Annotated in this window: 15 protein-coding genes and 1 tRNA gene; 3 read left to right on the top strand and 13 right to left on the bottom strand. The window is 62.2% G+C overall.

Annotation, left to right across the window (positions count from 1 at the left end; translation table 11 throughout):
• Positions 1-119: 119 nt before the first annotated feature.
• From D6Z24_RS14745 to D6Z24_RS14760, 4 genes are all read right to left on the bottom strand, one after another.
• Entirely contained in the window at positions 120-836 is a 717-nt protein-coding gene (locus D6Z24_RS14745; protein ID WP_129127356.1) for a zinc ribbon domain-containing protein, read from the bottom strand.
• A 47-nt stretch (positions 837-883) separates the two neighbouring features.
• Positions 884-2,002, bottom strand: a complete 1,119-nt coding sequence (locus tag D6Z24_RS14750) for a Nif3-like dinuclear metal center hexameric protein (protein WP_129127357.1) — start codon at positions 2,000-2,002, stop codon at positions 884-886.
• Positions 2,003-2,122: 120 nt separating this feature from the next.
• A tRNA-Ile gene (locus D6Z24_RS14755) sits at positions 2,123-2,199 on the bottom strand.
• Between the two features lie 48 nt (positions 2,200-2,247).
• Positions 2,248-3,399: a THUMP domain-containing class I SAM-dependent RNA methyltransferase gene (locus D6Z24_RS14760; protein WP_129127358.1), complete on the bottom strand. Its 1,152-nt coding sequence runs from the start codon at positions 3,397-3,399 to the stop codon at positions 2,248-2,250.
• Positions 3,400-3,778: 379 nt separating this feature from the next.
• Here D6Z24_RS14760 and D6Z24_RS14765 point away from each other — a divergent pair, with 379 nt between their 5' ends.
• On the top strand, positions 3,779-5,068 hold the full coding sequence (locus D6Z24_RS14765; protein WP_129127359.1) for a sensor domain-containing diguanylate cyclase: 1,290 nt from the start codon (positions 3,779-3,781) through the stop codon (positions 5,066-5,068).
• A gap of 58 nt (positions 5,069-5,126) precedes the next feature.
• Here the strand turns inward: D6Z24_RS14765 and D6Z24_RS14770 are convergent, their stop codons facing one another.
• The 5 genes from D6Z24_RS14770 to D6Z24_RS14790 all read right to left on the bottom strand — a co-directional run bounded on the left by D6Z24_RS14770 (position 5,127) and on the right by D6Z24_RS14790 (position 11,737).
• The gene (locus D6Z24_RS14770) at positions 5,127-5,915 is read right to left on the bottom strand and encodes an outer membrane protein assembly factor BamD (protein WP_129127360.1); all 789 of its coding nucleotides are present in this window, start codon (positions 5,913-5,915) and stop codon (positions 5,127-5,129) included.
• Positions 5,916-5,986: 71 nt separating this feature from the next.
• Positions 5,987-7,792, bottom strand: a complete 1,806-nt coding sequence (gene typA, locus D6Z24_RS14775; protein WP_129127361.1) for a translational GTPase TypA — start codon at positions 7,790-7,792, stop codon at positions 5,987-5,989.
• A gap of 108 nt (positions 7,793-7,900) precedes the next feature.
• Positions 7,901-8,629, bottom strand: coding sequence for a tetratricopeptide repeat protein (locus tag D6Z24_RS14780; RefSeq protein WP_129127362.1), 729 nt, complete (start codon positions 8,627-8,629; stop codon positions 7,901-7,903).
• A gap of 66 nt (positions 8,630-8,695) precedes the next feature.
• Positions 8,696-10,183: a lytic transglycosylase domain-containing protein gene (locus tag D6Z24_RS14785; RefSeq protein ID WP_129127363.1), complete on the bottom strand. Its 1,488-nt coding sequence runs from the start codon at positions 10,181-10,183 to the stop codon at positions 8,696-8,698.
• A gap of 417 nt (positions 10,184-10,600) precedes the next feature.
• A complete protein-coding gene (locus tag D6Z24_RS14790) occupies positions 10,601-11,737 on the bottom strand; it encodes a DUF362 domain-containing protein (protein WP_129127364.1) in 1,137 nt (378 codons plus the stop codon).
• A gap of 60 nt (positions 11,738-11,797) precedes the next feature.
• Between D6Z24_RS14790 and xerC the strand changes: the two genes are divergently transcribed.
• Positions 11,798-12,676 carry a tyrosine recombinase XerC gene (gene xerC / locus D6Z24_RS14795; RefSeq protein ID WP_129127365.1) on the top strand — a complete coding sequence of 293 codons (879 nt, stop codon included), beginning with the start codon at positions 11,798-11,800 and terminating at the stop codon, positions 12,674-12,676.
• A 220-nt stretch (positions 12,677-12,896) separates the two neighbouring features.
• Here xerC and D6Z24_RS14800 read toward each other — a convergent pair whose 3' ends face one another.
• Positions 12,897-14,495 (bottom strand): acetyl-CoA hydrolase/transferase C-terminal domain-containing protein, encoded by a 1,599-nt coding sequence (locus D6Z24_RS14800; protein ID WP_129127366.1) that lies wholly within the window; start codon positions 14,493-14,495, stop codon positions 12,897-12,899.
• Between the two features lie 637 nt (positions 14,496-15,132).
• The gene (locus tag D6Z24_RS14805; RefSeq protein ID WP_129127367.1) at positions 15,133-17,214 is read right to left on the bottom strand and encodes a methyl-accepting chemotaxis protein; all 2,082 of its coding nucleotides are present in this window, start codon (positions 17,212-17,214) and stop codon (positions 15,133-15,135) included.
• Positions 17,215-17,439: 225 nt separating this feature from the next.
• Here D6Z24_RS14805 and D6Z24_RS14810 point away from each other — a divergent pair, with 225 nt between their 5' ends.
• Positions 17,440-17,883 (top strand): PAS domain-containing protein, encoded by a 444-nt coding sequence (locus D6Z24_RS14810; protein WP_129127368.1) that lies wholly within the window; start codon positions 17,440-17,442, stop codon positions 17,881-17,883.
• Positions 17,884-17,956: 73 nt separating this feature from the next.
• Here D6Z24_RS14810 and bfr read toward each other — a convergent pair whose 3' ends face one another.
• Both bfr and D6Z24_RS14820 read right to left on the bottom strand, forming a co-directional pair.
• The gene (gene bfr / locus D6Z24_RS14815; protein WP_129127369.1) at positions 17,957-18,424 is read right to left on the bottom strand and encodes a bacterioferritin; all 468 of its coding nucleotides are present in this window, start codon (positions 18,422-18,424) and stop codon (positions 17,957-17,959) included.
• Positions 18,425-18,657: 233 nt separating this feature from the next.
• Positions 18,658-19,935: a uracil-xanthine permease family protein gene (locus D6Z24_RS14820; RefSeq protein WP_129127370.1), complete on the bottom strand. Its 1,278-nt coding sequence runs from the start codon at positions 19,933-19,935 to the stop codon at positions 18,658-18,660.
• Positions 19,936-19,970 lie beyond the last annotated feature (35 nt).

The raw sequence follows: 19,970 nt of genomic DNA on the forward strand, positions 1-19,970 counted from the left end.
GTTCAACGTTCGCCGGGTTCTCCCCTTCGATCATCCCTTGGGTGACGGCGCCGCGCCTCCCCCGACGAACCGGGGATAGATCCATGTCGAACGCTGAACGTTGAACGCGGAACGGGTTTCTAGTCCTGCACTTCCTGCTTCATGATGAGGATGCGCTGGCAGTGCGGGCAGGTGATGACGTCGTCGGCACGGAACAGGGTGTTGTAAAGCTGCGGCGGAAGATGCATGTTGCACCCCATGCAGTTCCCTTCCTTCGCCTCGACCACGGCCACGCCCCTGCGCTGGTCGCGCAGCCTGCTGTAACGCTTCATCACGCTCGCCGGAAGCACCTTCACGGTTTCCTCGCGGACTACGGCGTCTTTGGAGATGCCACCCTCGAGGGCCTCGACTTTCTGCTGCAGCTCCGCCTGCTGGGTCGCAACGTTCCCCTCCAGCTCGGCAAGATCGGTCTCACGCTTGGCGATCTCAGCGTTTGCCTCGTCGATGGCGTTGATCTTCTGCAGGATCTGCTCCTCGAGTTCGGTGATCTGCTTCTTAGCGGTGGAGATTTCCTTGGAGACCGCCTGGTACTCCTTCTGCGTCTTGATCTCCTTGAGATGCGTCTCGGAACGGGTGATGTTCTCGTTCTCGGAGGCGAGGTTGGCGTCGAGCGCCCCCTTCTCCTCCTCAAGCGCCTGCACCTCCTCGCGCTTGGCGGCGATCTTCTCGCGCGCCTCGGCCAGCTTGGCCTCAAGGGCCTGCGCCTCGCTCAAAAGCTGGGCCTTCTCCCCGTCCAGCCCGTCGATCCTCAGGTCGATCTCCTGCAGTTCGTATAACGCCTTCAGTTTGTTACGCAAATTCCGCCTCCCCAACTACCTTTTTATGTGCTTAAAGAACGGCGCCATCAGTAAAACGCGAAAGGCTCCCGCTCTCCTTGGTACTCGATTACCTCTGCTTCCAGGCGACGCGCTGCGAGCGCCCCCCTCAACTGCGCAGCAAGCCCCTCGACCATGATCCGCTCGGTGGCGAAATGCCCCGCGTCGAGCAGCGCCACGCCGAGCGCCTCGGCCTCGCGCGCCTCGTGATACTTGACGTCGCCGGTCACCAGGATGTCGGCCCCCTTGCGCGCCGCCTCGTGCAGCAGCGAAACGCCGGACCCGCCACAGACGGCGACCTTCTTCACCTGGCGCCCGGCTTCCCCCACCAGGCGCACGCCGGCGGCGCCGAGACGCTCCCGCACGAAACCCGCGAACACTCCTGCTTCGACCGGCTCGGGAAGGGTCCCGATGCGCCCAAGCCCCCGCGACGCCCCCTGGTTCAGCACCGGATAGAGGTCGTAGGCCGGCTCCTCGTAGGGGTGCGCCTTCTTCAGCGCGGCCACTGCGGCGCTTATCTTATCCTTCACGATCAGGAACTCGAGACGGCTCTCCGGCTCGGCGTGTCCCGCGCCGACCTCACCCACGTACGGTTTGGCACCCTCAAGCGGGGTGAAACGTCCGGTCCCGTCGGTCTGATACGAACAGTCGCGGTAGTTGCCGATCATAGGCATGAACGGGGCAAGCGCCTGCAGCAGCTTCTCCTCGAACCCTTTCGGCACGAACAGCACCATCTTCGCGTGCTCCTCGACTCCAGTGATCTTGAGCGGCTGCGCCCCCTCGATCCCGAGACGTGCGGCGAGGAGATCGTTGACGCCCCCTTGGGCGATGTCGAGGTTGGTGTGCAGGGAGATGACGGAGAGGTCGTTCTTGAGGGCCAGCATGGTGAGACGACCGGTTTCGTCGGCCGCCGTTATCTTTTTCAGAGGGGAGAAGATGAAGGGGTGATGCGTGATGAGGAGCGGGCAGCGGGCTTCGATGGCTGCTTCGATGGCGGGGCGACCGGGGTCCAGCGCCACCATGATCCTGGAAACCTGGGAGACCGGGTCCCCCAGTTGCAGGCCCACGTTGTCCCAGGATTCCGCGAAGTGCGCCGGGGCTATTTTGCCTGTAATTCCAACAAGATCTGAAACTTTGGGAGTAATCATCGCGCTCAAAAGAAAAAGAGTGCAACCGCTTGGTGTGCACTCTTTCTCCCCACTTGAAGTGTATTTTTTCGTCTGACCAGGTGCTTTAAGGGCATCCCCACATCATCCTAATTTGTAAGGTGGTGGGCCCACCAGGACTCGAACCTGGGACCGACCGGTTATGAGCCGGTAGCTCTAACCAACTGAGCTATAGGCCCGAAAAGCGAAATTAAAACATATAGTAAAAGGATTAGCGTGTCAAGCTTCTATTTTAATGACAGTGAGGCACTCCCCTCATACATCTCATACTTTAGGAGACGGCACTCGATCGGCCCGTTGTACAGCACCATCCGCCGCGACGCCTTGAGTCCGACCCCCTTGGCAAGGTCGAGGTTCCCGGTGAAGAGGTAGGCGGTGTACCCCTGGCAGCGTTTCTTCAAAGTGTCGCCGATCTCCCGGTACAGGGGACGCAGCGCCTCCTGCTCGCCGAGCCTCTTGCCGTAAGGCGGGTTCATGATCAGCACGCCGGGGCCGGGAGGGGGTGCCAACTCCGCCATGGGGAGCTGTCCCAGGGTGAGGTGCTCGAGCACCCCGGCGCGCCGCGCGTTCTGGATCGCCATGTTGACGGCCGAGTGCGAGAGGTCGCTCGCCTGGATCGGCGCGGGAAGTTTGTCGAGGATGCCGCTTTTCGCCTCGTCCACCATGGCGCGCCAGGCCGCCCGGTCGAACCCCTGCCAGCGTTCGAAACCGAAGCGGCGGTTAAGCCCCGGCGGGATGCGGAGCGCCTTCATGGCCGCCTCGATGGCGATGGTGCCGGTCCCGCACATCGGGTCGACGAACGGGGTGCTGCCGTCCCAGCCGGATAGTTCGACTAGCGCGGCGGCGAGGTTCTCCTTCAGGGGCGCCTCGTGCCGGTCCAGCCGGTAGCCGCGACGGTCCAGCGGTTCGCCGGAGAGGTCGAGGCTCACCGTGCAGCGGTCTTTGAAAAGCCGGACGTTGACACGCAGATCCGGATCCTTGGTATCGACGCTCGGGCGGCTGCCGAAGCTCTCGCGCTGCGCGTCGACGATGGCGTCCTTGGTCTTCAGCGCGACGAACCCGGAGTGGGTCATCGCCGAGTCCCTTAGGTTGCAGTCGACGGCGAGGGTCTGCGCCGGGGTGAGGAAGCGCTCCCACGGAAGGGAGCGCACGCCCCGGTAGAGTTCCTCGGGCGTCCGGCAGGGGAATTCCGCCAGCGTCATGAGGACCCGGCTTGCCGTGCGCAACCAAAGGTTTGCCCGGTAGGCCCCTTCCATGCCGCCGCCGAAACGGACGCCGCCGCTTTCGACACTGACATTGGGGAGCCCCAGGCGAACGAGTTCGCCTCCGAGGGCCTCTTCAACGCCCTTAGCCGTAGTAGCGAAAAAAAAGTGCTTCATCAACTGCTCCTTTAGAAACGGGCATTGCCCCTCTTCATGTGAAACGGTGCGGCGTCAGCCCGCATGGCGACCGCGGCGTCGCAACTTCTCATTGGGACATGCCGAATCCCTCCCGGCGTCGACCAAGACGCGGCGGAAAATTAATTATCGTTAGAGGTTGCGCGGTGCAAAAATAATGATAAAAAATTAATTTCTTTAGTCGCAACCGTTCCTGCCGATGGGATCTTCATGAGCATCGCGCGGGGCGCGTGCCGGCCCCCTCCCCGCTCACATGGGGAGACTCTCACCATCCGGCACGGGACTTGCTTTTGCGCCGCCATAGTTTACAATTCCGTGGTGCCCGGCGACCCAATCCCCTGATTTATCGGAGAAAACGGTTATGAAGAGACTGCTCAGGGTCCTTATCGTAGAAGACGCACCGGACGACGCCCAGCTCATCGTCATACAGCTCGAACAGGGGGGCTTCGACGTGCACTCCCGGCGTGCGGACAACGCCCAGGGCCTCATCGAAGCGCTGGAGAGCGCGCCCTGGGACGTGATCATCTGCGATTACGTCATGCCCGGCTTTTCCGGGCTGCAGGCGCTGCAGATCCTCAAGGAAAAGGGCTCCGACATCCCCTTCCTGATGATCTCCGGGAAGGTCGGGGAGGAGGCGGCCGCTGCCGCCATCCGCGCCGGTGCCGACGACTTCGTGCTGAAAGGTAACCTCGCCCGCCTTGTCCCGGCGGTGCAGCGCTCGATAGCGGAAGCGGCGCTACGCCAGCAGAGCCGGCGCCACGAGGAGGAACTGAAGGAGAAGCTGGACTTCATCCAGGTCCTCATCGACACGCTCCCCACCCCGATCTTCTACAACGACCCAAACGGCCTCTACCTCGGCTGCAACAAGGCCTTCGAGGAGCAGATCGGCATCAAGCGAGGTGAAAACGTCAACAAGAGCATCCACGACATCCTCCCGCGGGACCTGGCCGCGCTGTACACCAGGGGCGAGGAGGCCGCCGAAGCGGGGAGCGGCCCGCGCAGCTTCGAAGGAAGCATCACCTGCGCCGACGGCGAGCGTCGGGATGTCATCTTCTACAGTGCAAGCTTCAAAAAGCCCGGAACCAGTTCAGGCGGTGTGGTCGGAGCGCTCCTCGACATCTCGGAAAGAAAGCAGGCCGAACTGAAGCTGCGTTACCTGAGCAGCCACGACATCCTGACCGGCATCTACAACCGCGCCTACTTCGATGAAGAGCTGGAGCGGCTGAAGAAAGGGAGGAAGTTCCCGGTGAGCATCGTCATGGCCGACGTCGACCGTCTCAAGGAGACCAACGACCAACAGGGGCACGCGGCCGGGGACGAGCTCCTGAAGCACGCCGCCGAGGTGCTGAAAAACGCCTTCCGGCGGGAGGATGTGGTGGCTCGTGTAGGGGGCGACGAGTTCGCTGCCCTGCTCCCGAACACCGACGAGACGGCACTGCGCGAGGCGATGGAGCGGCTGCAGCAGCATCTGGCCCAGAGCAACGGAGGGCACGTCCCGCATCCGCTCAGCCTCTCCATAGGTGCGGCAACCGCACAAAACGGTGACGAACTCATGGCATCCTGGCGCCTCGCCGACCAGAGGATGTACCGCCAGAAAAAGGGGCGTAAAAACGGCGGTGCCGGCAACAAGCAGCACCAGTTGGTGGCCTGAGCCGGCGCCCAGAAACAGGGCGCGCCCTCCACTCGGAAGGCGCGCCTCATTTCCCTTCTTACTTCGCGTCCTTGAAGATGATCATCGGGAGCTCTTCGCCCCGGTCACCCTTACTCGACTTCCCTTCCCCCTTCGCCTCGCGCAGCCGCGCAGGGTACTCGGTATCGAGACGTTTCCGCATCTCCTCCGCCCGCGCCGTATCTCCGGATTTCCGGTACGCCTGCTCGAGGTTCACCAGGGTGTCGGCCAGCCCCGGCTCGCCGGGGAAACGCTGCAACGCCTCGTTGAGACGCTTGATCGCCGAGGGGTACTTCTTCGTCCTCACGTAGAAATTCCCGACGTAGTTCTCGTAGGCAAGCTGCTTCGCACGGCAGTCGGCCAGCTTCTCCTTGGCCTGCGGCACGTACTCGGAAGCGGGGTACTGCGCCAGGAACTCCTGGAAGTAGTGCACCGCGTTCTTCACGGCGGTCTGGTCGGTATCGATCCCGGTGATTTCGTTGTAGTTGCTGAGGGCGAGACGGTAGAGCGCGTAGGGGGCCTTTTCGTTGCCGGGATGGAGTTTGCGGAAGTCTTCGTAGGCCGCGGCAGCCTCGATGAAGGCGCCGTTTTCGAAGTGGGCGTCGGCGATCTTCAGCTCGGCCTTTGCCGAAAGCTCGGGTGAGCTGTAGCTTTCCTTCACCTTCTTGAACTGGTTGATCGCCTCCTCGTAGTTGCGGGACGCGTAGGCGGTCTCCCCTTCCTTGAAGTAGGTCTCAGGCGTCTTCACCGGCGCCGGGGTCGAGGCGCAGGCGCTGATCAGGGAGAGCGCGGCGAAAAGGCCCAGGTAACGCAGGGAACGAGAGTGCATGGGTGTCTCCTCCGGTCGGTGAAATCGTGAAATCCCCGCAGCCCTGGCGTCAGGCTGCGGGGGTGCTTTTATCAGGCCCTGCCGGCGCGCTTGCGCTTGGTCGGGTCGAGCTCCTTTTTCCTCAGGCGTATGGAGACCGGGGTCACTTCGACCAGTTCGTCCTCGTCGATGAACTCCAGCGCCTGCTCGAGGGTGAGCACGCGCGGCGGCGTGAGCTTGATGGCGTCGTCGCTGCCGGAGGCGCGCACGTTGGTGAGCTTCTTCCCCTTGCAGGGGTTCACCTCGAGGTCGTTGTCTTTGGCGTGCTGGCCGATGATCATGCCGCCGTACACCTCGACGCCTGCGCCGAGGAAGAGGATGCCGCGCGGCTGCAGCGCGTCGAGCGAGTAGGCCGTGGTCTCGCCCTGCTCCATGGCGATCAGGACGCCGTTTTTCCGTCCCGGGATCTCACCCTTGTAGGGTGCGTAGTTGTGGAAGGTGTGGGTGATCACCGCGGTGCCGCGGGTCTCGGTCAGGAACTCGCCCCTGATGCCGATCAGGCCGCGGGCGGGGACGATGAATTCGAGGCGCACCGTCTCCCCCATCGGGTTCATGGAGACCATCTCCCCTTTCCTGGGACCCATGCGCTCGATGATGGCGCCTTGGTACTCGGAGGGGACGTCCACCACGAGGTACTCCATCGGCTCGTGCCGCACGCCGTCCACCATGCGCATGATGACCTCGGGCTTGGACACCGCCATCTCGAAACCTTCGCGGCGCATGTTCTCGATCAGGATGGAGAGGTGCAGCTCACCGCGCCCGGAAACCTGGAAGGTGTCGGCGTTGGCGGTGTTGGCGACCCTTAGCGAGACGTTGGTCCTCAGCTCCCGGTCCAGGCGTTCGCGGATGTTCCTCGAGGTGACCAGTTTCCCCTCGCGCCCGGCGAAGGGGGAGGAGTTGACGATGAAGTTCATCGAGAGGGTCGGCTCGTCGATCGCCACGTAGGGAAGCGGCATCGGGTTGTCCGCGGCGGCGAGGGTCTCGCCGATCCCCACCTCGGTGAAGCCCGCGATGGTGACGATGTCGCCGGTGTAGGCCTCGGCGATTTCAACCTGCTTCAGCCCCTCGTAGCCGAGCAGCTTGGTGACGCGCCCCTTGGAGATGGTGCCGTCGCGCTTGATGAGGGCTACGGTCTCGCCGGAGCTCACCTTGCCGTTGAAGATCTTTCCGGTGGCGATGCGGCCGATGTAGTCGTTGTAGTCGATGTTGGTGACAAGGAGCTGGAAGGGGGCATCCGCGTTCCCTTCGGGGGGATGCACGTTCTCCTTGATGAGTTCGAAGAGCGGCTCCATGTTGTCGGAGGGGTGCTCCATCTCGCGCATCGCGTAACCCATCTTGGCGCTCGTGTAGCAGATGGCGAAGTCGAGCTGGGCGTCGGAGGCCTGCAGTTCGCAGAACAGGTCGAACACCATGTCGACGACCTCGGAAGGACGCGCGCCGGGGCGGTCGACCTTGTTGATGACGACGATCGGCTTGAGTCCCAGGTCGAGGGATTTCTTCAATACGAAGCGGGTCTGCGGCATCGGCCCGTCCAGGGCGTCCACCAGAAGCAGCACGGAGTCGACCATCTTCAGTACGCGCTCCACCTCGCCGCCGAAGTCGGCGTGGCCCGGGGTGTCGACGATGTTGATCTTGTATCCGCCGTGGTGGATGGAGAGGTTCTTGGCGAGGATGGTGATGCCGCGCTCCTTCTCCAGGTCATTGGAATCCATCACGCGTTCGGTGATCGCTTCGTTCTCCCTGAACACCCCGGACTGTTTCAGCATGGCGTCCACGAGGGTGGTCTTGCCGTGGTCGACGTGGGCGATGATGGCGATGTTTCTGATCTTCTCCTGCATGTCTTTACTGCTCCTTTATCTTTGGCTCGTCTACAAATAAAAAGACGAGCAGAGAAGCCCGTCTTAAAAAAACAGCCCAATATTGCATTTTTCGGATATCTTTACAAGCTATTTTCTGATGATACGGCGCTTGCCCCCCATGGCGGCCATCTGCTGTTTCTGGATCACGGCCAAGCTCTCCAGGTGGAACTGGAGCCACATCTCGCCGTACCCCTTCATCTTCATCTTCTTCCCTTCGCGCAGAAGCTCCAGGTTGACCTTCAGGTTCTCGTCTCCGGGGAGCTTCGCCAGACCCTTGGCCGCGATCTCGCACGCCTTCACGTTTTCCCCGATCTCGTTCAGGCAGTAGGCGTAGAGGGCGTAGAGGAGCGACTCCTTGGGGGTCGCCATGATCGCCTTGTCGAAGGTCTCCTTCATCTTGTCGTGCTTGTTGCGCTTCATGTAGGTGACGCCGAGCATCCCCATGGTTACCCAGTTCTTGAAGAACCCTTTCTCCAGGTAGGGAAAGGCGGTGGCGAACTCGCGGCGCACGAAGTAGACCATGCCGATGGAGGAGTTGATCTGGCTCTCCACGTAGATCTGCCACTTCGCGTAGCGCAGGGCGGACTTAAGATCGCGGATACCCTTCTCGAAGCGTTGCGCCTGGATGTCCTTCATGGCCCCTTCCATGAGGACCTCGAGTTTCTTCGTCACGCTGCGGGCGATGAGGACGAAGCAGGCGGTGAAGACGATCATGGCGCCCAAAAGCGCGGCCCACCAGTACTGGAAGCCGGCGGCGAGGGAAACGATGAGGAAAACTGCGACAGCTGCGCCTGCGGAAATGAGAAGGTTGTACATCGGCTGATTTATCCTTTCGTGGTGCGGGTCAGGTGGTTGTAGGTGCTGCGGTGAGACGGACGGGGCCTATCCCTCGTCCTTGGCCGGGTTCCCCTTCTTCTGGTACTTGGCCACGATGATGCGCTTGCCCGGCTTGAGGGCGACCCTGGTCTTCAGGTTGTTCCAGGCCGAGAGCAGGCGGGCCGTGACGTTGAACCTCCTGGCGAGCGAGGTCAGGGTGTCTCCCTTTTTCACGGTGTAGTACTTGTGGACTTCCTTGACTTCGGCCTTGAGCTCGGCCTTCGCCTCGGCCTTAATTTCGGCCTTAGCCTCGACCTGGGGCGGCTTCGCGGCATGGGAGGCAACGTCGGCCGAAGCCAGCTGCACCGGGACGGTCAGCACCTTGCCGTGCAACTTGACCTTCTTCTTGCCCAGGTTGTTCAGCTCGGCGATGGCTTGCGGCGTGGTCTTGAAGCGTCGTGCTATGGAGTCCAGGGTGTCGCGCTTTTTCGCCCGGTACTGGACGTTCTTCACGCGCTCGACAAAGCGCTCCCCCTCGGGGATCTTGGCGTACGCCTCCTGGCAGGTGGCGCCGCTCCCCTTGGGGACCTTGAGGAGGTACCCCGGGTAGTCCGGCGGAGTGGTGCCGCGGCGCAGTTCCGGGTTCAGCTCCCGGAGGTTCTGCATCGGCACGTTGCAGGCCTTGGACATCACATCGAGGTCGGTGCGCGTGGGGACGGAAACCTGGTCGAAGTCGATGGGGGGAAGATAGGCGACGTCGGCGAAGCCGTATTTCGCGGGCTCCTTGGCGATGATCGCGGCGGCCAGAAGCTTCGGCACGTAGTCCTTGGTCTCCCGGGCCAGATAGCTCCCCTTGGAGATCTCCCAGAAGTCCCGGGTGTTGTACATGTTGATGGCGCGCAGGATCTTGTTTTCGCCCGCGTTGTACCCCGCTGCGGCGAGGTACCAGTCGTTGTTGAAGAGGGCGTAAAGCTCTTTCAGGTAGAGCGCCGCGGCGACGGTCGCCTTCAGGGGATCGCGCCTTTCGTCCATCCAGTAGTCGATGCGCAGTGAATAACGCTTGCCGGTGGCCGGCATGAACTGCCAGGGGCCGACCGCGGCCGCCACGGAGACCGCGTGCGGCAGGAAGCCGCTTTCGATCATGGCAAGGTAGACCAGGTCCTCGGGAAGCCCCTCCTTCTTGAGCACCGTCTTCATCATCGGGATGTAGCGCTCGCTCCTGGAAAGCCACTTGGCGAAGGCGCCCCGCCCGGGGCCCTGGAAGTAACGGGTGAAATACTCGACCTTGGAGTTGAAAGTAAGGGGGATGTCGGAATCCGGCAGCTCCATCTCGGGGAGTTTCAGTTCGAAGTCGTCCGGGTCATCGGTAAGATCGTCATCATCCTGGAAATCGGCAGCGGTGAGGCCGAGCCCCTTGGAAAGGGCGAGGTCGGCGGAGGCTAATTGCTGCGTCTTAAGTTCCGCACGCCCGGAATCCGGCGCAGGCAGCGCGGGGGCCGCAAGGGCGGTGCAAGGCAACAAAAGTGCGAGTATGAGCAGGGTGACTTTAATCATTCAATACCTTTAGCTGGGATAGCGGGCGTACGCACCGGTGCGCAGAATAGCGGAATTCTCCACACTTGTCAATCCAAAGGGCTCCCGTGGGCGGCTTTACGGCACACGGTACCCTCACTGCCTTTGCATATCGGGCGGGGGAGAGCTCGTCTTCAGCGCGGCGTGATGAAAGCGAGACAAACAAAAAGCCCCCCGAGAGAGTACCGGGGGGCTTTTCCGTGTGCGATCCGCCCGCCGCTTTTACCCGGCGGGCCAACTAGGGCAGCCTTCCTTGCAGCGGGTTACCGGACGGATCATGTAGAAATTGGTCCACATATTCGCGATCTCCTTTTCCCTTTGGATTTGCATCCCTCGCTGTGTGCATCCCGGAGGATGGCAAAAATATAATGGCGCCCCCCTCCCCTGTCAACCCGCCCCCTAGAGGGAGCGCCCCGACTTCTTCATGAGCCGAAGCAGGAAGCCGTCTTTCAAGGTGAGCGCGGCGTGGGGGCAGAGCTCTCGGCAGCAGAAACAGCGGATGCAGCGCTGGTAGTCGAAGCGCAGCCTCCCTCCCTGCACCCGGATTGCCTCTGGTGGGCACGCCTTCACGCAGATGCCGCAGAGTTCGCACTTCTCCGGCGCCACCTCCGGCCGCGAGGTGAACTGGTGACGCAGCCGGTTCTTCAAACCCCCGGGGAGGCCGAACTGAACGTCGGAGAGATGGGGAAGGCGCAAGGGGCGCGCGAGCATGGACGCCGGGTCTCCGCCGCAGACGGTGATCTCCTCCCGCACGCTCCCGGGAAGCCCCATGCCGCGTGCGGCGCTCTCCAGGTAGAGGAGCTTCTTCGGGATCCCTGCCACCTCGGCGGCGACCTGGTCCACGGCCACCGCGTTGTCCCCCGCCATCAAAAGCCCGACCTGGCAGGGGTCACCGCTGCCCGGCCCATCCCCCTCCATCGCCACCACCGCGTCTACGATGTTCAGGTCCGGCTCGCGCAGCATATAAACCTCGATGAGCATCCGCGCGAAGAGCTCCTTGTCCGCCCCGGCCTTCAGGTGCCAAGCCGCCTTCCGGGTCCCGACCACGGCACCGAAGAGGTTCTTCACGCAGCAGGTCATGGTCATCATCTCGTGCGTCTTGAGTTTCGGCAGGTTGATCAGGCGGTCCGCTTCGAGGTAGGGGCGCGCGAGTTCGAACTCGCGGAAGGTCCCCGTGCCGCCGACCGTGGCGCTCTCCTCGAACGGGACGAACTCCGCCCCGGTCTCCTCGATGACGCGCATCATTCCGGAGCGCTCGGCGACGCGCCTGCCGCTCCCGACGCCGGGGGAGTCACCGACGAGCGCGATGCCGCCGGCCCGCTTTACGGCAAGGATGACGGCGCGCAGCACCTCGGGGTGGGTGGTCACCGCCGCCTCCGGCGGCTTCGCAGAGAGGAGGTTCGGCTTGATGAGCACACGTTCGCCCGGCTGCACGTAACGCTCCATCCCCCCTAACGGTTCGAGCAGGCGCGCGAGTCCTTCTTCCACCTCTGCCCGTTCATACCGCGCCACCCTTTGCAGCGACACCTGGTACATGCCCCCTCCCCTTCAAAAGCTGTTGTAAAGTCCCCGCGCACTGAGGTAGATTCCCATACCATGAAACGGGCCATCGAGCAATTCTGCAGCTACCTCGAAAACGAGCGCAACGTCTCGCAGCACACCCTCGCCGCGTACCGAAGCGACTTAGAGCAGTTCGCCCTTTTCCTCGACCCGCACGGCGCCGTCGCCGTCTCCGAGGTGAATCACCTCGCCATCAGGCGCTACCTGGCCCACCTGCACAAGGGGCACGCGAAGAGCTCCATCGGCAGAAAGCTCTCCGCCATCAGGGCCCTTTTCCGCTACCTTTTGCGGGAGGGGAAGGTGGAGAAAAACCCCGCCGAACTTGTCAGCACCCCGAAGAAGGAAAAGCGCCTCCCCTTTCACCTGAACATCGACCAGGTCGCATCCCTCGTCGAGGCGCCGCGCGGCGGGGACATGCTCTCGTTAAGGGACCGGGCCGTACTCGAGACGCTCTACTCCTGCGGGCTCAGGGTGAGCGAGCTCACCGGGATGAACGTCGGCGACCTGGACCTCCACGGCGCTTTGGCGCGGGTGCTGGGCAAAGGGGGGAAGGAGCGCATCGTGCCGGTCGGCTCGTGCGCCCGGAACGCGCTCGCCGCCTACCTCGAGGAGCGCGGCAACCCGCAGGCCTGCGAACCGCTCATCCTTAACGCCCGCGGCGGGCGTCTCACCAGGAGGAGCGTCGCGCGCATCGTCGACGCCCACATGCTACTCATCGCTGCCATGCGCAAGGTCTCGCCCCACACGCTGCGCCACACCTTCGCCACCCATCTCCTCGAGGGTGGCGCCGACCTGAGGGCGATCCAGGAGCTCTTGGGCCACGCCTCGCTTTCCACCACCCAAAAATACACCCACGTCAGCATCGACAAGCTGATGGAGGTCTACGACAAGGCCCACCCCAAGGCACGCTCCTAGCCCGCCCCGCAGCCCTCAGCAGCCCTCAGCAGCCCTCAGCAGCCCTCAGCAGCCCTCAGCAGCCCTCAGCAGCCCTCAGCAGCTCCCATCAGCCCCCCGGCAGCCTTCCCGTTTTCCAACCAGTCCAACCAGTCACCGGAAAACTCGCACCACATAAAAAACGCCCCGCCGGTTTCCCGGCGGGGCGCTCTTGTTGCGGCAACGATTCTGCTGCGAACTCTTAGTCCTCGCAGAGGTCGATCTTCACATCCCAGTTCTTGAGCTTCATGGTGCCGTTCTTCTCGAGGTTGAGGTGCATCTTGAACGCGCGGTCCCAAAGCTGCGGCTCGTGGCCGACTTTCCTCGCCAGGCAGTCCTTCTCGGCGATGTTGAGGTACTCGGTGAGCTGCGCCTTGTAATCCGGGTGGGCGCACTTCTCGATGATGCGGCGGGCGCGCTCCTTCGGAGCCAGGCCGCGCAGGTCGGCAAGACCCTGCTCGGTGATGACGCAGTCGAGGTCGTGCTCGGTGTGGTCGATGTGCGAGCAGTGCGGCACGACGCAGGAGATACCGGTCGGGTCGGTCTTGCTCGGACGGGAGGACGGGGTGTGCATCATCTTCAGGAAGCCGTTCCTGAGGAAGTCGCCGGAGCCGCCCAGGCCGTTGATCATACGGGTGCCGCCTACCAGGGTGGAGTTCGCGTGAGCGAAGATGTCGATCTCAACCGGGGTGTTCATGGCGATGCAACCCAGACGACGGATCGGCTCCGGTGCGTTGGAGATGGAGAGCGGACGCAGGGTGATCTTGTCGAAGTACTTGTCCATGTTCTCGAAGAAGCGCGGGAAGCCCGGGCTTGCGGAGAGGGACAGCGAGCAGGAGGACGCCGCGTCGAGCTTGCCGGAGTCGAACAGGTCGAGCATGGTGTCCTGGAGAACCTCGGTGTAGACGGTCAGGTTCTTGAAGGGGCCTTTGGCTAGGCCGCCGATAACGGCGTTGGCGATGGAGCCTACGCCCGACTGGATCGGGAGGAGGTTCTTCGGCAGACGGCCCGCTTTCACCTCGGTGGTGAAGAAGTCGATGATGTGGTTCGCGATCGCCTCGGAGGTGTCATCCTGCTCGGCGAAGGCGCGACCCTGGTCACGCAGCTTGGACTCAACCACTGCGACGACCTTGCTCGGGTCGCAGGGGATCGAGGTGGAACCGATCCTCTCACCGGCGTGGGTGATGCCGAAGATCTGACGGTTCGGCGGGGTGAGCGGGGTCAGCAGGTCGTGGATCCCTTCGAAGGAGGGCTGTCCGGTGTTCACCTCGAGGATGATCTTGTCGCAGATCATCAGGATCTCGGGGATGACGCCGCAGGAAGAGGTCGGCACGAGGGAGCCGTCTTCCTTGATTGCGGAGACTTCGATGATGGCGAGGTCAAGCTTGCCGCTCTCGGAGTCCTTGGTGTAGAAGCCGTAGCCCAGGTCCTGTGCGAACAGGGAGAGGTGCTTGTCGCCCATGCGGATGCGGCCGGCGTTGATGCCCGCTGCGATGTTCTTGCCGGTCTGGTACGGCCAGCGGCGGTCGATCATGTCCAGAGTCGCCCAGCGGTCTTCGGTCTCGGCACCGACGGAAGCGCCGATGAAGAGGTTGAACTTCAGCTTGCCCTGCAGGTTGTTCTTCTCTACGTGGTCAGCCAGGGCGATGGGCACCACTTTCGGGTAACCAGCCGGGGTGAAGCCGGACCAGCCAAGGTTCATCCCGTTCTTGAAGAACTCAATGGTCTGCTCGGGAGCCATGACCTTGTTCAAAAGTTGTTTGCATTGTACCCGGTCTTGAAGTGTGCCGTACTCGGACATATCTGCCTCCTGTTTTGTTTTGTTGTCTACAACTAAATCAGCTGAATGCTGACAGATAACAAGGTGTTGCAATCAAGCCCGCCGCCGCGCAAGCTCCTTATCCGACGGCATTTTTGCCTTTTTCCCGGAAAAGTAGAACCGGATTCTACTCAAGAGGGGCAAGCGAGTCAACTAAAAACCCGTATAACTCTATTTTAGATCTTCGAACGTTCGTTCGATCGATACACATCCACAAGAAGCATTGTATACAGTATGCAATCTAATCTCAAGTTGCCGTTCACGTCAACAATAAAAAATCGTTTCGCCTCTGAAAACACAACAACACGAAGGAGGACAGGCAGGTTAACCGGGCCGCGGGCGAGATCCGAGGGACGATGCACCCTCAAGCCTTGACGCTGATTTCTCTTTCTGTTCTGCCCTCCTAGACGGAGTGGCACGTTGCGGCGGCTATGGCGCGTGGGAAAGCAGGGGGTGCCCCCGTCGTGAAAACGGGCTTCGGGACGGGCAAAGATATGGGAGGTGGCGGGAGCGCGTCTTACGCCAAAATAAAACAAACGAAGGGAGGGGCGAAAAGCGGCAGGCCGCCCCGATGCATCGGTGACGGCCTGCGGATGGAATCAAGGGGTGAGATCGGATCTTATTCGGCGCGGTAACCGATACGCACGGCACCCCAATGGCGGTTGTTCAGGATGATGGGGGTCGAGATGTCGTTCATGATCTCGCCGGTGTCCCTCATGTAGGTCTGCAGCAGGAACGGCTCGGTGTTCTGTGCCGCCTTGAGACCGGTCTTGTCATCGAAGATGCGCTTGGTACGGTTGTTCACTTTGTCCACTTCCGGGTCGCCGGTGAGCGGCTTTGAGTAGCGCAGGTTGTGGCTTGCCACGTAGCCGTGGTCGTCCACGCAGATGGCGAAGAAGATGGAATCCTTGCGACCAAGGATCGCCTCCTGAACCGGCGAGATGTAACGGTCGAAGAAGCCGTCGAACGCGGTGGCGTACTTCTGCGGTGCGGTGTTCGGGATCGGCTTGTAGTTGCGATCGAACAGGTCGGTCAAGCTGATCCTCCCCGCTGCGACCCCCTCGCCGATGACCGCGACGAAGCCGTCCCTGAGCTCCGCTGCCATGCGCTTCATCTCATCGTGCCTGTTGCCGACGCTGAACTTCCCTACCGTCGAGAAGATCTGCTCGGCAACGCGGGTAAGCTCCGTGAACGCCTTGTCGCTCTCCAGCATGTCCTCGTGCACCGCCGACGCCGAGCCCGAAACGCCGTGGATCTTCTCGGCGATCTCGTTGGTGGTGGCGCTTTGCTCCTCGGTCGCCGAGGCGATCTGGTTGATAAGCTGTGCCGTCTCCCCGGCCAGCCCAAGGATCCGCTCCAGGCACTCCTTGGCTGCCATCGATTTGGCCACTCCGTCCTCGACCCGCTCCTGCTCCTGGGCGATCGAGCTTGCCGCCTCTCGGCTTTCGGACTGGATGTTGGTGATGATTTTGGCGATCTCCTTCGTCGAGGTTGCCGTCTTCTCGGAGAGCATCTTCACCTCGTCGGCGACCACCGCGAACCCCCTGCCATGTTCTCCGGCCCGCGCCGCCTCGATGGCGGCGTTCAGCGCTAAAAGCTTCGTCTGGTCCGCGATGTCCTCGATGAGGTTTATGATGTCGCCGATCTGCGCCGAAGAGGCCTCCAGCCTCCCCACGGTGTCGAGGGTCCGGGTCACGTTCTCCCTCACGAGGACGATGGAGTTGCACGCCCCGTCCACGACGCCCATCCCCTGACTTGCCGCCTCGTCCACCTCGGAGGAGAAGCCCGCCGCCTGGTGGGTGTTCCCCGCCACCACGTTGAGGGTCGCCGCCATCTCCTCCGTGGCGACCGCCACCGACTCCGAGCGGTCCTTCTGCTCGGCCGACGACGCCACGGTGTTCCTCGCCCGGCTCGAGACGTGGCAAAGCGAGATGGAGATGTGTTCGGCCAGTTCGTAGAGCACGGTGATCGTTTCGCGCAGTTTGTTGACCAGGTGGTTTATGTGCCGGGCGAGGTCGCCGATCTCGTCGTTCGAGCGGACCGGGATCTCCTTGGTGAGGTCCCCCTCCCCTTGGGCTATGTCTTTTAGCTTGTCGGAGAAGAAGAGCAGGTCGCGCATCACCGTTTTCTGGAAGAAGACGTACATGCAGAGCATCATGCAGACGAAGAAGAGGCAGCCTGCTGCAACCAGTATGGTGATCATCTTTATGGCGCTGCGGTAGCCGTCCTCGAGCGAGGAGGTGAGTTGCACCGCCCCGAGGTACTTGTCGCCCGCGTCGTGGCACTGCTTGCAGCGCTCTTCGTTGCGGAGGGGAACCGCCATCCTCAGGGTGTGGATTCCGCCGGTCGTCTCTCTGATTTCTACCGGCTTCCCGTCGGCCAAGCTTCGGGCGACATCCTTGTTGACCGCCCCGGTTTCCGAATCCTTGCCTTCCTTGTCGAAGATCTTGATGTCGAAACCGAAGTTTCGCTCCTTCGCGACTTTGGCCAAGTTCTTCACCGATTTGGCATCGTCCTTCATCATGAAGGCCGAAATCTCATCCACGATGACGGCGGACATGGTCCGGCTGTTCTTCTCCTGCAGCTTCATGCTGGAGCTGTACTGGAGCCAGATCGCGAGGCAGCCGACAATGGTGATCCCCACCAGCAGGTTGATCCCGATGATCGCGAGAATCTTGTGTATTAGCTTGTTAGTGAACATTGCTCCTCCCGGACAGAACAGCGTTCGCTGTCGGTGAGGATTGTATCGGAAGATGATCGCCGTACTTTAGGCCGCGCCCTCATTATTACCGATAATTAATACTAAAACAGCAGGCGACTGCGGCTCTCTTTTATGCTTTGAAAGGTTTGTCTGTTTGATTCAAGTCAAAACGACGGTAGGCTTTGGTATGGTAGGATGGTGAAAAATCTCACCACGGAGGTCGACATGACGCAGCTTGGCGATCAGGAACTGTACCGGCAGCTGGTTCAGAATTGCAACGACGCAATCATATTTTCAGACAGGGAAGGCGTGATCAGGCTCTGGAACAAGGGGGCGGAGGAGATGCTGGGCTTCAGCGCCGAGGAGGCCATCGGGCAGTCGCTCGACATCTTCATCCCGGAGAACCAGCGCGCACGGCACTGGGAGGGGTATTTCCGGGTCATGGAAACCGGTTCCACGCGCTATGCGAAGGAGCTCCTGGCCGCCCCCGCGCTGCGCAAGGACGGCTCCCGCATCTCGACCGAATTCTCGATGACCATCATCAGGGACGCCGAGGGAAAGATCGCCGGAACCGTGGCGGTGATGCGTGACGTGTCGGTGCGCTGGCAGAAGGAAAAGGCGCTCCGGGCTCGGCTCGCCGAGCTGGAAAAGGGAGCCCCCCAGGCCTGAGCCATCTTCGCACGAAAAAGGGCGCCTGGACTCTTCCAGGCGCCCTTTCCCTTACCCGCTTCCCCGCCTGAAATCACCCCACCTGATCCACCAGGTAATTCTGCACCCCCATCTGGGCGATCTGGTCCAGTTGCGCCTCGATGTCGTCGATATGGCTCTCCTCCTGATCCAGGATCGACTGCAGCAGTTCCCGCGTCCCGTTGTCGCCCAGCTCCACCGCGAGCTTGATGCTCTCGTTGTACCCGCGGATCGCCGTTTCCTCCAACGCATGGTCGAACTGGTGCATCTTCGGAATCTCTCCGCCGATGTGGATCGGGTCGAGTCGGCTCACGATCGGGCGCCCCTCCAGAAAGAGGATCCTCTCGATCAGCTTCTCGGCGTGCTTCATCTCGGTGATGGCACGCTCGCGGATCGCGGCATGGAGCCGCTTGTAGCCCCAGTTTTCGCACATCTCCGCGTGAACCATGTACTGGTTGGTGGCGGTGAGCTCCTCGGCCAGGCGCACGTTCAACTGTTCGATCACCCGCTCGTTCCCCTTCATAGACGACCTCCTTTTTGATGAGGCCCGGCTGACGCCGGGTCCGCTTCCTTCCGGCGGAAAGGCGCGCCGGCCACCAAGTTAACCACTTCTAATTTCAAGCGAATAGAGTATACCCGGCGGCGCGGCGTTGGCAATCACGTGATGACGCCCGCTAAAAGGGGAAAGCGGCAAAAAAAAAGCGCCGGTCCCTCATGCAGGGACCGGCGCTTTTCGTTACACCTTTGCCGGAAACGCTAGACCGCGGTCTCCGGCTCCTCCTCGTCGGCGTCGCCCCCCATGGGGACCGCTTCGCCTTTGGGCAGGAGCAGGTTCAGGAGAATGGCCGCGATGCCGCAGAGGCTCACGCCGTGCAGGTGCTGGCCGGCCACGTTGATGGAAAGCCCGCCGATGCCGAAGACCAGCACGAGCGAGACGATGACCAGGTTGCGCGGACGGTGCATGTCGACCTGGGCGTGGATGAGGGTGTTCAAGCCGACCGAGGCGATGGAGCCGAAGAGCAGCATCATGATGCCCCCCATGACCGGCGCCGGGATCGACTGCAGGATGGCGTTGAACTTCCCGAAGAAGGCCATGACGACGGCGAAGCCTGCGGCCCAGGTCATGATGACCGGGTTGTAGCAGCGGGTGATCATGACGGCGCCGGTGACCTCGGCGTAGGTGGTGACCGGGGGACCGCCCACGAGGGCCGCGGTGCAGACCGCGAGGCCGTCGCCCAGCATGGTGCGGTGCAGGCCCGGTTTCACGGTGTAGTCCTTGCCGGTGACGGCGCCGATGGCGACGATGTCCCCCACGTGCTCGATGGCCGGCGCGAGGGCGACCGGCACCATGAAGAGTATGGCGGACCAGTTCCACTGCGGGCTCACGAAGGTCGGAACCTGGATCCAGGGGGCCGCCGCAACCTTGGCGAAGTCGACGAGTCCCAGGAAGATGGACAGGACGTACCCTACCGCTACGCCGGAGAGAACCGGCAACAGCCGGAAGATGCCGCGGGCGCGCACGGCGACGAGGGCGGTGGTGAGAAGCGAGACGCCTGCGACCAGCAGGGCGGTGTCGTAGTCGACGAGAACGGCCTTGCCGTCACCGGTTTTGCCCATGGCCATGTTCACCGCCACGTTGGCGAGGCCAAGGCCGATGATCATGATGATCGGGCCGACCACCACCGGCGGCATGATGCGATGGATGAACTCCGCGCCGCGCAGGTAAATGGCCGCCGAGAAGGCGAGATAGAGAAAGCCTGCGGCGAAGAGCCCCCCCATGGTGGCGGGAAGCCCCCAGGTCTGCACGCTGTAGATGATCGGCGCGATGAAGGCGAAGGAAGAGCCGAGGAAGATGGGGACTTCGCGCCCGGTGCAGAGCTGGAAGATGATGGTGCCGACCCCCGCGCCCAGAAGCGCCATGCTCGGGTTGAGGCCGGTAAGGATCGGCACGAGCACCAGCGCGCCGAAGGCGACAAAAAGGATCTGCGCTCCAGAAAGCGCCTGGCGCCAGACCGGTTCTTTTACTTCGGACATGCAAAAACCTCACTTGGAATGGAAGATACGGAGGG

This window comes from Geomonas oryzae (genome assembly GCF_004117875.1).
Classification (GTDB): Bacteria; Desulfobacterota; Desulfuromonadia; order Geobacterales; family Geobacteraceae; genus Geomonas; species Geomonas oryzae.

Excerpts from the sequence above, each read along its gene's own strand:
- D6Z24_RS14785 (WP_129127363.1), bottom strand. The coding sequence starts at position 10,183 with ATGATTAAAGTCACCCTGCTCATACTCGCACTTTTGTTGCCTTGCACC.
- xerC (WP_129127365.1), top strand. The coding sequence starts at position 11,798 with ATGAAACGGGCCATCGAGCAATTCTGCAGCTACCTCGAAAACGAGCGC.
- D6Z24_RS14780 (WP_129127362.1), bottom strand. The coding sequence starts at position 8,629 with ATGTACAACCTTCTCATTTCCGCAGGCGCAGCTGTCGCAGTTTTCCTC.
- D6Z24_RS14760 (WP_129127358.1), bottom strand. The coding sequence starts at position 3,399 with ATGAAGCACTTTTTTTTCGCTACTACGGCTAAGGGCGTTGAAGAGGCC.
- D6Z24_RS14750 (WP_129127357.1), bottom strand. The coding sequence starts at position 2,002 with ATGATTACTCCCAAAGTTTCAGATCTTGTTGGAATTACAGGCAAAATA.
- D6Z24_RS14790 (WP_129127364.1), bottom strand. The coding sequence starts at position 11,737 with ATGTACCAGGTGTCGCTGCAAAGGGTGGCGCGGTATGAACGGGCAGAG.
- bfr (WP_129127369.1), bottom strand. The coding sequence starts at position 18,424 with ATGAAGGGGAACGAGCGGGTGATCGAACAGTTGAACGTGCGCCTGGCC.
- D6Z24_RS14805 (WP_129127367.1), bottom strand. The coding sequence starts at position 17,214 with ATGTTCACTAACAAGCTAATACACAAGATTCTCGCGATCATCGGGATC.
- D6Z24_RS14770 (WP_129127360.1), bottom strand. The coding sequence starts at position 5,915 with ATGCACTCTCGTTCCCTGCGTTACCTGGGCCTTTTCGCCGCGCTCTCC.
- typA (WP_129127361.1), bottom strand. The coding sequence starts at position 7,792 with ATGCAGGAGAAGATCAGAAACATCGCCATCATCGCCCACGTCGACCAC.
- D6Z24_RS14765 (WP_129127359.1), top strand. The coding sequence starts at position 3,779 with ATGAAGAGACTGCTCAGGGTCCTTATCGTAGAAGACGCACCGGACGAC.
- D6Z24_RS14820 (WP_129127370.1), bottom strand. The coding sequence starts at position 19,935 with ATGTCCGAAGTAAAAGAACCGGTCTGGCGCCAGGCGCTTTCTGGAGCG.
- D6Z24_RS14810 (WP_129127368.1), top strand. The coding sequence starts at position 17,440 with ATGACGCAGCTTGGCGATCAGGAACTGTACCGGCAGCTGGTTCAGAAT.
- D6Z24_RS14800 (WP_129127366.1), bottom strand. The coding sequence starts at position 14,495 with ATGTCCGAGTACGGCACACTTCAAGACCGGGTACAATGCAAACAACTT.